Origin of the sequence: Pseudomonas parafulva (assembly GCF_000800255.1) — a bacterium.
GTDB classification, from domain to species: Bacteria; Pseudomonadota; Gammaproteobacteria; order Pseudomonadales; family Pseudomonadaceae; genus Aquipseudomonas; species Aquipseudomonas boreofloridensis.
On the sequence record NZ_CP009747.1, the window covers coordinates 3,150,236 to 3,163,800 of the forward strand.

Consider the following 13,565-nt stretch of genomic DNA (forward strand, 5'->3'; position numbering starts at 1 on the left):
ATTAACCTCGCGTCGCTACGCTGTCGGCCAGGATCGCCAGCACCAGTTGCTGGAAGTCCAGTCCGGCCGCGCGGGCCGCCATGGGCACCAGGCTATGATCGGTCATGCCCGGTGCGGTATTGACTTCGAGCAGCCAGAACCGGCCCTGCTCATCCTGCATCACGTCCAGACGGCCCCAACCCTCGATGCCGATGGCATCGCAGGCGCGCGCGGTCAGGTCGATCAGTTCCTGTTCCTTGTGGCGGTCCAGCCCGCACGGAATGCGGTACTGAGTGTCGTTGGCGACGTACTTGGCGTCGTAGTCGTAGAACACATGCGGGGTACCCAGCGCGATCGGTGGCAGCACTTGGCCGCGCAGCACCGCGATGGTGAACTCCGGGCCGTGGATCCACTGCTCCACCAACACTTGAGAATCGTAGCGAGCGGCGTCCTGCCAGGCAGCGACCAGTTCCTCAACGTTGTTCACCTTGGCCATGCCGATGCTCGAACCTTCATGGGCAGGTTTGACGATCAGCGGGAAGCCCAGTTCCTTGCCTGCTTCGACACAGTCGTTTTCAGTGCTGAGCACGGCGTGACGCGGGGTCGGAATGCCCAGGCTCTGCCACACCTGCTTGGTGCGCAGTTTGTCCATGGCCAGTGCCGAAGCCAGGATGCCGCTACCGGTATAAGGAATGCCCAGGCACTCCAGCAGGCCTTGCATGCTGCCGTCTTCGCCGCCACGGCCATGAAGAATGATGAACGCGCGGTCGATCCGCTCGTGCTGCAAGCGCTCGAGCAGGTCGTCGCCGACATCGATGGCCACCACGTCCACACCCGCTGCCGTCAGCGCCTCGATCACCGCAGCGCCGGATTTCAGCGATACCTCGCGCTCGGCGCTTTTGCCCCCGTAGAGCACGGCCACCCGGCCGAAGGCCTTGATGTCGAGGGTGGAGTGCAGTTTGTCGTACGCGGTACTCACAGCGATTTCTCCTGCTGGGCGACGGCGCCAGCAAACAACGGGCTTTTCATCAGTTGTGGCGCCAGGCCGCCGACATCGCCGGCGCCCTGGCAGATCAGGATGTCACCGGCGCGCAGCAGCGGCTTGACCAGGGGCGCGAGTTCGGCGCCGCGCTCGATGTAGATCGGATCGAGCTTGCCGCGCTGGCGGATGCTGTGGCACAGCTGACGGCTGTCGGCGCCCGGAATCGGCTCTTCACCGGCCGGGTACACCTCCATCAACAGCAGCACGTTGGCATCGCCCAGCACCTGCACGAAATCGTCGTACAAATCGCGGGTCCGGCTGTAGCGGTGCGGCTGGTAGACGATCACCAGGCGCCGGCTCGGCCAGCCACCACGCACGGCCTTGATCACGGCCGCCACTTCGGTCGGGTGATGACCATAGTCGTCGACCAGCATCACGCTGCCACCTTCGACCGGCAGTTCGCCGTATACCTGGAAGCGTCGCCCAACGCCCTGGAAACCCGACAAGCCCTGGACGATGGCCTCGTCGCTGATGCCCTCGTCGGTGGCGATGGCGATGGTGGCCAGCGCATTGAGCACGTTGTGGTTGCCGGGCATGTTCACCGACACCTCCAACGGCTCGCGGTCGCGGCGCAGCACGGTGAAGTGGGTCTGCATGCCCTGCTGGCGGACGTTGATGGCGCGAATGTCGGCCTCGTCGCTGAAACCGTAGGTGACGGTCGGACGTTTGACCTGGGGCAGGATTTCACGCACCACCGGATCGTCCAGGCACATCACCGCCAGACCGTAGAACGGCAGGTTGTGCAGGAACTCGACGAAGGTCTTCTTCAGCTTGTTGAAGTCACCTTCGTAGGTCGCCATATGGTCGGCGTCGATGTTGGTGACCACCGCAACCATCGGTTGCAGGTGCAGGAAGCTGGCATCGCTTTCATCGGCCTCGGCGATCAGGTAGCGGCTGGTGCCCAGTTGCGCATTGGTGCCGGCGGCGGTCAGGCGGCCCCCGATGACGAACGTGGGGTCCAGGCCACCGGCTGCGAACACCGACGCCAGCAGGCTGGTGGTCGTGGTCTTGCCATGGGTGCCAGCCACGGCGATGCCGTGACGATAGCGCATCAGTTCGGCGAGCATCTCGGCGCGTGGCACTACCGGAATACGACGTTCCAGGGCAGTGGCGACCTCCGGGTTGGCCGGATTGATGGCGCTGGACACCACCAGCACGTCGGCGGTGGCCGCGTTTTCGGCGCGGTGACCCACGAAAATCTCGGCGCCGAAGGACTCCAGGCGCTGGGTGACCGGCGAGGCCTTGAGGTCCGAGCCGGATACTTCGTAGCCCAGGTTCAGCAGTACTTCGGCGATCCCGCACATGCCCACGCCGCCGATACCGACGAAGTGGATACGGCGGATGCGGCCCATCTTGGGTTGCGGCATGGCTTTCTGGCTTTCAACCATGGGCCACCTCCAGACAGATGTCGACTACGGTGCTGGTTGCGGCAGGTTTGGCCAGGCGGCGAGCGGTGCCGGCCATGGTGTCGAGTTTCTCGGGTTGCATCAGCACCTCGTTCAGGCGTTCAGCGAGCTGCGCTGCGCCAGTTGTCGCTTGTGGCAGCAGGAAGGCGGCGCCTTCCCGAGCCAGGTATTGGGCGTTGTGGGTCTGGTGGTCGTCGATGGCGTGGGGCAAAGGCACCAGCATCGAAGGCAGGCCCGCCGCCGCGAGTTCGCTGACGGTCAGGGCTCCGGCCCGACACACCACCATGTCTGCCCAGCCGTAGGCATGGGCCATGTCCTTGATGAAGGGCTCCACCTGGGCGTCGATCCCGGCCTCGCGATAACGCTCGGCGGTGACCTCGGCGTGTTGCTTGCCGGCCTGGTGGAACACCTCGGGACGAAGGTCGACGGACACTTCGGACAGGGCCTTAGGCAGCAATTTGTTCAATGGTTCCGCACCCAGGCTACCGCCGAGCACCAACAGCCGTGCGCGGCGCTCGGCCAGGGGCAGGCGTGGCGACTCCAGGAACAGTTCGCGGCGTACCGGATTACCGGTGGTGCGGCGTTTCTCGCTGGCCTCGAAGGTGTCGGGGAAGGCTTCGCAGACCCGCGCAGCCAATGGCACAAGCAAGCGGTTGGCGGTACCAGCGCGGGCGTTCTGCTCGTGGATCACCAGCGGCACGCCGCACAACCGCGCGGCGACGCCGCCGGGGCCTGTGACATAGCCACCGAAACCGAGCACGCACACCGGTTGCAGTTCGCGGATGATGCGCCGTGCCTGCAACACGGCCTTGACCAAGGTGAACGGCGCCTTGAGCAGGGACAGCTTGCCCTTGCCGCGCAGACCGCTGACCTGGATCAGGTGCAGCGGCAGGCCAGCCTGCGGCACCAGCTCGTTCTCGATGCCGCGAGGGGTGCCCAACCAATGCACGCTGTAGCCACGGGCCTGGAATTCACGCGCGCAGGCCAGCGCCGGGAACACGTGCCCGCCAGTGCCACCGGCCATGATCAAGACGTTCTTGCCGTCAGCGCCCATGACTGGTCTCCTCGGCAAAATCGCTTTCCTTGAACTCGTGCTCTTCGCTGCCCAGGTGCGTTCGGCTCTCCCATTCGATGCGCAGCAGCAGCCCTACGCAGGCGCAGCAGATGACCAGCGAACTGCCCCCGTAACTGAGGAACGGCAGGGTCAGGCCTTTGGTAGGCAGCAGACCGACGTTCACACCGATGTTGATGAGGAACTGGCCGATCCACAGGAACGCCAGGCCGAATGCCATGTAGGCGGCGAAGAATTGCTTGGCCTTCTCGGCCCACAGACCGATGTAGAGGGCGCGAATGGTGACGAACACGAACAGCGCCACGGTGCACAGCGAGCCAACCACACCCAGTTCCTCGGCCAGTACCGAGAACACGAAGTCGGTGTGCGCTTCGGGCAGGTAGAACTGTTTCTGCACGCTGTTGCCAAGGCCCACGCCCAGCCACTCGCCGCGACCGAAAGCGATCAGCGCCTGGGTGAGCTGGTAACCGGAACCGAACTGATCGGACCAGGGGTCAGTGAAGGTGATCAGACGCGCCATCCGATAAGGCTGAGCCTGCACCAGGACGAACACCGCGACCACCGCCAGTACCACCATCAGCGAGAAGCGGAACAACCCCACCCCACCTAAGAACAGCATCGCGGCCGCAGCGCCCATCATCACCACCGTGGCGCCAAAGTCCGGCTCCATCAGCAGCAGGCCGGCCATCGGCAGCAGCACGATGAACGGCTTGAAGAAGCCCATCCAGCTCTCGCGCACTTCGGTCTGCCGGCGTACCAGGTAACCCGCCAGGTAGATCACCACGAACACCTTGGCGATTTCCGATGGCTGTACGTTGAAGAAGCTGAAACCGATCCAGCGCATCGAGCCGTTCACTTCACGGCCAATGCCGGGCACCAGCACCAGCACTAGCAGGCCAAAAGCGCCGATCAGCATCATGAAGCCCATGCGCTGCCAGGTGGCGATCGGCACCATCATCGTCACGCCGCAGGCGCCAAGGCCCAGGGCGACATACACCAGGTGGCGAATCATGTGGTACAGCGGATTGCCCGACTGCACCGCAGCCACTTCCGACGAAGCCGAGGTGATCATCACCAGGCCCAGGCCCAGCAGCGCCAGGCAGCCGGCCAGCAGCGGGAAGTCCAGGTCGATGCCACGCCCGCTGATGAGCGGTGACGGATACGGCTTGATGATGCCGAAAATCATGCCAGCCCCTCCGCTGCCTGGGCGAACAGACGCCCGCGTTCTTCGAAATTCCTGAACATGTCCAGGCTGGCGCACGCAGGCGACAGCAGCACCGCATCGCCCGGCTCGGCGAGTTCAGCGCAGCGCTGCACGGCCTCCTCCAGGCTGGCGACTCGCACCAGCGGCAGCGCGCCTTCAAGCGTCTCGCTCAGGCGTTGGGCATCACGACCCAGCAGCACCACGGCGCGGCAATGCCGGCCGGTCGGCTCGCGCAGGGCGGCGAAATCAGCCCCCTTGCCGTCACCGCCGGCGATCAGGACCAGCTTGCCTTCGATGTCTGCGCCCAGGCCTTCAATGGCCGCCAGCGCGGCACCGACATTGGTGGCCTTGGAATCGTCGTACCAGTTCACACCGTTGCGCTCGCGCACCCATTGGCAGCGATGAGCCAGGCCGGTGAATTCGCGCAGCGCCTCGAGCATCGGCTGGAACGGCAACCCGGCTGCATGACCCAGGGCCAACGCCGCCAGGGCGTTGCTCTGGTTGTGCGCACCGCGGATCTTCAGTTCACGCACAGGCATCAACGATTGAAATTCGAATGCCAGGTACTTCTCGCCATCGGCTTCTCGCAGGCCGAAAGCCTTGAAGTCCGGCGCGTTGAGACCGAATGTCCAGCAGGGACGCCCTTCGACCGGCAGCGGCCGGCTCAAGGCGTCCTGACGGTTCACCACCACCTGGCGAGCACCTCGGAAAATGCGGTGCTTGGCCAAGTGATAGGCCGGCAGACCGCTGTAGCGGTCCATATGGTCTTCGCTGATGTTGAGCACGGTGGCCACTTCAGCGTTGAGCTGATCGGTGGTTTCCAACTGGAAGCTCGACAGCTCCAGCACGTACAACTCGACGCTGTCGTCGAGCAGATCCAGTGCCGGCGTGCCGAGGTTACCGCCGACGGCCACGCGCTTACCGGCCTTGGCGGCCATCTCGCCCACCAGAGTGGTGACCGTGCTCTTGGCGTTGGAACCGCTGATCGCCACGATCGGCGCCTTGGCCTGACGAGCGAACAACTCGATGTCGCCGGACAGCGTCACGCCACGCGCGGCGGCCTGTTGAAGCGCTGGCGTGGACAGGGCCAGGCCGGGGCTTACGTACAAGGTGCTGGCGCGGCACAGGAAGTCGACGTCCAGCTCACCACAGCGTACTTCCACCTGCGGGTAGTCACGGCGCAGGGTGTCCAGTTCCGGCGGTTGCTCGCGGGTGTCGGCGACCGCAAAGGCGATGCCCTGGCCCGCCAGGAAGCGAACCAGGGACATGCCGCTCTTGCCGAGGCCGACAATGATGCGGAATTGGTCGGAAGCGATCAGTGACACGCTCGTTTACCTCAATTTCAGGGTGGCAAGGCCGACCAGCACCAGAATCACGGTGATGATCCAGAATCGGACGATCACCCGCGGCTCGGGCCATCCCTTGAGTTCGAAGTGATGATGAATCGGCGCCATGCGGAACACGCGCTTGCCCGTGAGCTTGAAGGAGGCGACCTGAATCACCACCGACAGGGTTTCCATGACGAACACACCGCCCATGATGAACAGCACGATTTCCTGACGGACGATCACGGCGATGGTGCCCAGCGCAGCGCCCAGCGCCAGCGCGCCGACGTCGCCCATGAACACTTGGGCCGGATAGGTGTTGAACCACAGGAAGCCCAGGCCGGCGCCGATCAGCGCGCCGCAGAACACGATCAGTTCGCCCGAACCCGGCACGTAAGGAATCAGCAGGTACTCGGCGAACTTCACGTTGCCCGACAGGTAGCAGAAGATGCCCAATGCGCCGCCGACCATCACCGTCGGCATGATCGCCAGACCATCGAGGCCATCGGTCAGGTTGACCGCGTTGCTCGAACCGACGATGACGAAGTAGGTGAGGATCACGAAGCCGGCACCCAGCGGGATGGTGAAGTCCTTGAGGAACGGCACAATGAGGGTGGTTTCGACGCTGGTGGGTGCAGTCATGTAGAGGAACACCGCAGCGCCCAGGCCGAATACCGATTGCCAGAAGTATTTCCAGCGGCTTGGCAGCCCCCGGGAATTCTTCTCGATCACCTTGCGGTAATCGTCGACCCAGCCAATGGCGCCGAACAGCAGGGTGACGATCAGCACCACCCACACATAGCGATTGCTCAGGTCCGCCCACAGCAAGGTGCTGATGGCGATGGCCGAGAGGATCAGCGCGCCGCCCATGGTGGGCGTGCCAGATTTGGACAGGTGCGATTGCGGGCCGTCGTTACGCACGGCCTGACCGATCTGGCGAATCTGCAGGGTACGAATCATCCACGGCCCCAGCCACAGCGCCAGGGACAGGGCAGTCAGCACGCCCAGGATCCCGCGCAGGGACAGGTACTGGAAGACCGCGAAGCCCTTGTAGAACTGTTGCAGATACTCAGCCAACAGCAGCAGCATTAATGTTTCTCCCCGCTGGTCTCGCACAGTGCAGCCACGACGTGTTCCATCGCAGCGCTGCGCGAGCCCTTGATCAAGATAGTGGTATCGCCGGCGGACTCGACCTGTACGGCGTCGATCAGCTCGGCTTGTGTGGCGAAATGGCGGCCATGGGCGCCAAATGCCTGGACCGCGTGGGCCATGTTGGTACCGGTGGCGTACAACGCGTCGATCTTGCCCTGCGCGTACTCGCCGACCTGACGGTGGCCTTGCTCGGCCCACTGGCCCAGTTCGCCGATATCCCCGAGCACCAGGACGGTACGGCCGGAAAAGCCGGCGAGTATATCAATGGCCGCGCAGACCGAGGTGGGATTTGCGTTGTAGGTGTCGTCGATCACCCGCACGCCACTCCGGGCAATCTGGGCGACCGAACGGCCCTTGACCGGCTGCACCGCCGCCAGCCCTGCCGCGATGCCCGGCAGGCTCACGCCGACAGCGTGGGCAGCGGCAGCGGCGGCCAGGGCGTTGCTGACGTTGTGCACGCCCAGCAGATTCAGTTGCACCGCTGCGCTGCCCGCCGGGCTGTGCAGGGTGAACGAGGGACAGCCACGGGCATCGCGACCGATGTCGCTGGCGTGGAAGTCGGCGCGCGGGTCGCTCAGGGCGAAGCTCAGCACTTTGTGCTGGCCGGCGCGCGCGTGCCAGATCGGGAACGCCTTGTCGTCCAGGTTGAGCACGGCAGTACCGCCCTCGCCCAGCCCTTCGAGGATTTCGCCCTTGGCCTCGACGATTTTCTCAGGACCGCCGAACTCGCCTACATGGGCGGTGCCGGCATTATTCAGAATCACCACCTGCGGCTGGGTGAGGCCGACGGTGTAGCGAATTTCGCCGATCCGCGAGGCGCCCAGCTCGATCACCGCAGCCGTGTGCTCTGCGGCGATTTCCAACAGGGTCAGCGGTGCGCCGAGGTCGTTGTTCAGGTTGCCGCGGGTCGCGTGCACCGGTCCGCGCGTGCGCAGGACGCACGCGAGCATTTCCTTGACCGTGGTCTTGCCGCTGGAGCCGGTAATGGCCACCACGGGCTTGTCGAAGGCAGCACGGTTCAACGCGCCCAATTGACCCAGTGCCAGACGGCAGTCAGCGACGCGCAACTGCGGCAGGTCGACACCGTCGATTTCACGCTCGACCAGTGCCGCGACTGCGCCCTTGGTTTTGACATCGGCCAGATAATCGTGGCCGTCGAAACGCGGACCAGCCAGCGCAACGAACAGTTGCCCTGGCATCACGCTACGACTGTCGATGCTCACGCCGGTAAAGCTTGCGTCGGCACCGACCAGATGAGCACCCAATGCTGTGGTCAGCTGGCTGAGTGTCATTGGCTTAAGCATGTGGAGCCTCCCAGGCTGAAAGGGCCTTCTCGGCTTCGAGCAAATCGGAGAACGCCAGGCGCTCGCCATTGATCTCTTGGTAGTCCTCGTGCCCCTTGCCCGCCAGCACGATCACGTCGTGCGCAGCGGCGCTGGCGATCAAATGGGCAATGGCCTGGCCACGACCGCCCATGAACTCGACGGCGTCGGCGGCGCGCAGACCGGGGCGGATATCATCGAAGATCCTCAGCGGATCTTCAGTGCGTGGATTGTCGTCGGTGACCAGCACGCGATCGGCCAGGCGCTCGGCCACTTCGGCCATCAGTGGACGCTTGCCGCGGTCACGATCGCCGCCACAGCCGAACAGGCACAGCAGCTGGCCCCGGGCGTGCGGACGCAGGGCTTGCAGCACCTGCTCAAGCGCGTCGGGGGTGTGGGCGTAATCGACCACCACCAGCGGCTTCTCGCCGCCGCCCAGGCGCTGCATGCGACCCACCGGGCCCTGCAATTGCGGGATCACCTTGAGGATGTCGTCCAGCGGGTACTCCAGCGCCAGCAGCGTGGCCACTGCCGCCAGCATGTTGCTCAGGTTGAAGCGGCCCAGCAGTTGACTGCGCAGGGTACGCTCGCCTTGGGCAGTGACCAGGATCGCGCGCACGCCATCGTCGTCGAAGCAGGCTTCGCGGCAGTACAACGAGGCGTCCCGGTTTTCCAGGCTATAGCTGAGCAATCGGGTCTCGATATGATCGGCAGCAGGTCGCTGGGCGTAGGCCTTGGCCAGGCGCCGACCGAAGTCGTCGTCCAGATTGACCACCTGACAACGCAGGCTCGGCCAAGCGAACAGCTTGGCCTTGGCCGCCTCATAGGCCTGCATGCTGCCGTGGTAGTCCAGGTGATCGCGCGACAGATTGGTCATCACGGCGATGTCGAACGCCAGCGCGGCCACCCGGCCCTGTTCGAGGGCATGGGAGGACACCTCCATGGCCACGGCCTTGGCGCCCGCTTTCTTCAAGTCGTTGAGCGTCGACTGCACGGCGATGGGGTCTGGCGTGGTCAGTCGGCCGCTTTGCAGCTCACCGTGAAAACCGGTACCCAGGGTGCCGATCAGGCCGCATCGCTGACCCAGCAAGTCGAGCGCCTGGGCCACCAGTTGAGTGACGCTGGTCTTGCCGTTGGTACCAGTGACCCCAATGAGCTCAAGCTGACGGCTCGGCTCACCGTAGAAGCGCCCGGCAATCGACGACAGCTGGCCAATCAGGCCCTTCACTGGAATCAGTGGAACATCGGTCAGCGGCAGTACGGTGGCGCCCTGCTCTTCATAAGCAATGGCGGCTGCGCCACGCGCCAGGGCATCGGCGATATGGACGCGCCCGTCGAGCTTGGCCCCGGGCACCGCCAGGAACAGATCGCCGGGGCGCACGTTACGGCTGTCGAGGGTCAGTTCGCGGATCAGCGGATCGCGGCTGGCGTGGGCGAACAGTTTGCTCAATGGCATCGTCATCAACCACGCCCTCCATTGGCGGACACTGCACTGGCCTGCTGGGCATTGGCCGGCGGCAGGTTGTCAGGCGGCACGTTCATCAACCGCAGGGTGCCGGACATGACCTTGCTGAACACCGGCGCAGATACCAGGCCACCAAAGTAACCGCCCTTGCCCGGCTCGTCGATGACCACGACGATGGCATAGCGCGGGTCGCTCATCGGGCCGAAGCCAGCGAACAGCGAACGGTAGGCGTTTTCGGTGTAGCCCTTGGAGCCCACGGTAGCCTTACGCGCGGTGCCCGACTTGCCGGCCACGTGGTAGAACGGCACCTGGGCACGGAACACGCCGCGCGGGGCTTCGATGACCTGCTGCAGCATGCCTTGGATGGTCTTGGCGGTTTCTTTCGGAATGGCCTGGACGGTGTCGGGCTGTTTGTCGACCTTGAGGATCGACAGCGGCACCATCTTGCCGTCGTTGGCCAATGCGGCGTAGGCATGCACCAGTTGCAGCGCGGTGACCGACACGCCGTAGCCGTACGACAGGGTGGCCGTTTCGGCCTTGCGCCATTCGCGGTGATTGGGCAGGTTGCCGACCCGTTCGCCCGGGAAGCCCAGGCCGGTGTATTGACCCAGGCCGACCTGCGACATCACCCGGTAAATGGCTTCGCCGCCGATGTCGAAGGCGATCTTGCTCATGCCGACGTTACTGGAGTTGATCAGGATGCCGGTGAGGTCGAGGATCGGCCCTTCACTCTTGGACACGTCTTTGATGGTGTAGCGACCGATCTGCAGACTGCCGGGATACACCTCGACCTTGTCGGTCGGCTTCCAGCGGCCGCTTTCCAGCGCCGCACTCATGGAGATCGGCTTGACCGTGGAGCCTGGCTCGAACACGTCGATGATCGCGCGGTTGCGCATGGCTGCCGGGAACATGCTGCGGCGGTTGTTGGGGTTGTAGGTGGGCTGGTTGACCATCGCCAGCACCTCGCCGGTCTTGACGTCCATGATCACCAGACTCCCGGCCTTGGCGTCCTGCTCGGCGATGGCGTTGCGCAGCTCGCGGGTCGCCAGGTATTGCAGGCGCAGGTCGATCGACAACGCCAAGGTCTTGCCGGCCTTGGCGTTCTTGGTCACTTGAATGTCCTTGATCAGCCGTCCGCGACGGTCTTTGATCACTTGTCGCTTGCCTGGCACGCCGGCGAGCCACTCGTCGTAGGCGAGCTCGACACCTTCGCGGCCGTGGTCGTCCAGGTCGGTGAAGCCCACCATGTGCGCGGTCACATCACCTGCTGGGTAGAAGCGACGGAACTCTTCCAGCCCGTATACACCGGGTACTTTCAGGTCGAGCACCTGTTGCCCCTGCTCCGGCGTGAGGCCGCGGACCAGATAGATGAATTCCTTGTTGGCTTGCTGGGTGAGGCGCTCGATCAGTTGCTGCGGGTTCTGCCCGAGCACCGCGGCCAGTTGCGGCCAGCGCTCCTTGGAAGCCTGCATTTCCTTGGGATTGGCCCACAACGTGGTGACCGGCGTACTGACGGCCAGCGGTTCACCGTTGCGGTCGGTAATCAGACCACGGTGTGCGGGAATCGGGATATGACGCAGGCTGCGGGCATCGCCCTGGCCCTTGAGGAAGTCGCGGTCGACCACCTGAAGGTCGATGATGCGCCAACTGATGGCGCCGACCATGAGCGCGAGCAGGCCCACCACGACGCGGAAGCGCCAGGGATACAGTGCCCCCTCGAGCTTCATCATGGCGTCACCATCCGCACTTCGTCGGCATTGGGCACACGCATTTTCAACTGGCCCGACGCCAGGCTCTCGATGCGACTGTGGGCAGTCCAGGTGCTTTGCTCGAGAATCAGCCGGCCCCACTCGGCTTGCGCCTTGTCGCGCTCGCTGAGTTCGTTGTAAAGGGTGTTGAGCAGTTGGCGGTTCCAGTGCGCGCTGTAGGAGACGGCAATGGCCGAGCCCAGCACGCCGACGAACAGCAGCAGCATCAGGAAGCTTCCGCCCGGCAGCGGCTTGGCGAACAGCCGGCTCACCGCAGTTTCTCCGCCACGCGCATGACGGCGCTACGCGCCCGCGGGTTGGCCTTGAGTTCTTCATCGGAGGCGAACTGCGCCTTGCCGATCAGGCGGATCTTCGGTTCGAAGGCCTTGTGCTGAACCGGCAGGTTGCGCGGCAGGTTGTCTGCTTCGCCCTTGACCAGCTTGCGCATGAACAGCTTGACGATGCGGTCTTCGAGCGAATGGAAGCTGATGACCACCAGGCGACCACCCACCTCCAATGCGTCGAGCGCTGCTTCGAGGCCGGCTTCAAGATCGCCCAGTTCGTTGTTGACGTGGATGCGCAGCCCTTGGAAAGCACGCGTGGCCGGGTTCTTGCCCTTCTCCCAGGCGGGGTTGGCGACCTTGAGCACTTCGGCCAGATCGGCGGTGCGGGTGAACGGCTGCTGTTCACGGCGCTGGACCACGGCACGGGCCATGCGCTTGGCGAAGCGCTCTTCGCCGTATTCCTTGAACACCCGGGCAATGTCCTCTTCTGGCGCCGAGGCAATGAATTCGGCGGCGCTGACGCCCTGACCGGGGTTCATGCGCATGTCCAGCGGACCGTCGTTGAGGAAGCTGAAGCCGCGCTCAGGGTCATCCAACTGTGGCGAGGACACGCCCAGATCGAGCAGTACACCACTGACTTTGCCGTGCAGCTCGCGCGTGCGTACTTCATCGCCCATCTCGGCGAAGCTGCGCTGCACAATGACAAAGCGGCCGTCTTCGGCCGCCAGCGCTTGCCCCGTGGCAATCGCTTGTGGATCTTTGTCGAAACCCAGCAGCCGCCCCTGCGGCCCCAGTCGACTGAGCATGAGACGGCTGTGGCCGCCCCGCCCGAACGTGCCGTCCAGATAGCAACCGTCGGCGCGCAAGGCCAGTGCCTCGACAGCTTCGTCGAGCAGGACGGTAATGTGGTTGAAGCCGCTATCTATGGTCACAGGATCAGGTCACGCAGTTCGTCGGGCATGGCGCCCGGTTGTTGGATAGCGGCGAGGTCGGCTGCCGAAACCGCGTTCCAGGCATCCTCATCCCACAGCTGGAATTTGTTCAGTTGCCCCACCAGCATCGCCTTCTTGTCGAGCCGGGCGTACTCACGCAGGCGAGGCGGCACCAGGAAACGACCACTGCCATCGAGCTCCAGGTCCACCGCGTTGCCAATCAGCAGACGCTGCAGGCGACGGTTTTCCTCACGCAACGATGGCAAGGCACGCAACTTGGCTTCTATCTGCTCCCACTCGTCGAGCGGATAAACGCACAGGCAAGGATCTACAGCGTCGATGGTCACGATGAGCTGGCCATTGCAACGCGAATCGAGCTCGTCACGGTACCGGCTCGGCATGGCGAGACGGCCCTTGGCATCGAGACTGACGGCGTTGGCTCCGCGAAACACGGCTGCGATTCCCCACAATGTTATCGTTTTTGTGCCAGAAAACCCACTTCGTCCCACTTTCTGCCACTTGCGCACACTATAGGAATCCGCCCGCCGCACCGTCAAGGCACGTTCATAAGGAAAACCCTTACAGGACCGAGATTTAGCGCAACAAAGGAAGGGGGAAAGACTACCGGGAGACA

Annotated in this window: 12 protein-coding genes; all 12 read right to left on the minus strand. The window is 64.2% G+C overall.

The genetic code is table 11. The features are described from left to right. Position 1 precedes the first annotated feature (1 nt). Genes NJ69_RS13590 through mraZ form a run of 12 tightly spaced genes read right to left on the minus strand, consistent with a single transcriptional unit; the run spans position 2 to position 13,383 of the window. Positions 2–958, minus strand: a complete 957-nt coding sequence (locus NJ69_RS13590; protein WP_029612149.1) for a D-alanine--D-alanine ligase — start codon at positions 956–958, stop codon at positions 2–4. Further along, on the minus strand, positions 955–2,409 hold the full coding sequence (gene murC / locus NJ69_RS13595; RefSeq protein WP_029612148.1) for a UDP-N-acetylmuramate--L-alanine ligase: 1,455 nt from the start codon (positions 2,407–2,409) through the stop codon (positions 955–957). The genes NJ69_RS13590 and murC overlap by 4 nt, the downstream gene beginning before the upstream one ends. Beyond that, positions 2,402–3,481 carry an undecaprenyldiphospho-muramoylpentapeptide beta-N-acetylglucosaminyltransferase gene (gene murG / locus NJ69_RS13600; protein WP_039579844.1) on the minus strand — a complete coding sequence of 360 codons (1,080 nt, stop codon included), beginning with the start codon at positions 3,479–3,481 and terminating at the stop codon, positions 2,402–2,404. Before murG ends, murC begins: the two co-directional genes overlap by 8 nt. Continuing rightward, a complete protein-coding gene (gene ftsW, locus NJ69_RS13605) occupies positions 3,471–4,685 on the minus strand; it encodes a putative lipid II flippase FtsW (protein WP_039579846.1) in 1,215 nt (404 codons plus the stop codon). Before ftsW ends, murG begins: the two co-directional genes overlap by 11 nt. Continuing rightward, positions 4,682–6,028: a UDP-N-acetylmuramoyl-L-alanine--D-glutamate ligase gene (gene murD / locus NJ69_RS13610; RefSeq protein ID WP_039579849.1), complete on the minus strand. Its 1,347-nt coding sequence runs from the start codon at positions 6,026–6,028 to the stop codon at positions 4,682–4,684. The genes ftsW and murD overlap by 4 nt, the downstream gene beginning before the upstream one ends. A 6-nt stretch (positions 6,029–6,034) precedes the next feature. Then, complete coding sequence (gene mraY, locus NJ69_RS13615; RefSeq protein ID WP_029612145.1) at positions 6,035–7,117, minus strand: phospho-N-acetylmuramoyl-pentapeptide-transferase; 1,083 nt, start codon at positions 7,115–7,117, stop codon at positions 6,035–6,037. After that, positions 7,117–8,484 (minus strand): UDP-N-acetylmuramoyl-tripeptide--D-alanyl-D-alanine ligase, encoded by a 1,368-nt coding sequence (locus NJ69_RS13620; RefSeq protein ID WP_039579851.1) that lies wholly within the window; start codon positions 8,482–8,484, stop codon positions 7,117–7,119. Before NJ69_RS13620 ends, mraY begins: the two co-directional genes overlap by 1 nt. Further along, complete coding sequence (locus tag NJ69_RS13625; protein ID WP_039579853.1) at positions 8,477–9,964, minus strand: UDP-N-acetylmuramoyl-L-alanyl-D-glutamate--2,6-diaminopimelate ligase; 1,488 nt, start codon at positions 9,962–9,964, stop codon at positions 8,477–8,479. The genes NJ69_RS13620 and NJ69_RS13625 overlap by 8 nt, the downstream gene beginning before the upstream one ends. Next, positions 9,964–11,694, minus strand: a complete 1,731-nt coding sequence (locus NJ69_RS13630; protein ID WP_162889597.1) for a peptidoglycan D,D-transpeptidase FtsI family protein — start codon at positions 11,692–11,694, stop codon at positions 9,964–9,966. Before NJ69_RS13630 ends, NJ69_RS13625 begins: the two co-directional genes overlap by 1 nt. Next, positions 11,694–11,987 carry a cell division protein FtsL gene (gene ftsL, locus NJ69_RS13635; RefSeq protein WP_029612141.1) on the minus strand — a complete coding sequence of 98 codons (294 nt, stop codon included), beginning with the start codon at positions 11,985–11,987 and terminating at the stop codon, positions 11,694–11,696. Before ftsL ends, NJ69_RS13630 begins: the two co-directional genes overlap by 1 nt. After that, positions 11,984–12,931: a 16S rRNA (cytosine(1402)-N(4))-methyltransferase RsmH gene (rsmH, locus tag NJ69_RS13640; protein WP_039579856.1), complete on the minus strand. Its 948-nt coding sequence runs from the start codon at positions 12,929–12,931 to the stop codon at positions 11,984–11,986. Before rsmH ends, ftsL begins: the two co-directional genes overlap by 4 nt. Beyond that, on the minus strand, positions 12,928–13,383 hold the full coding sequence (mraZ, locus tag NJ69_RS13645) for a division/cell wall cluster transcriptional repressor MraZ (RefSeq protein ID WP_029612140.1): 456 nt from the start codon (positions 13,381–13,383) through the stop codon (positions 12,928–12,930). The genes rsmH and mraZ overlap by 4 nt, the downstream gene beginning before the upstream one ends. Positions 13,384–13,565: the final 182 nt, after the last annotated feature.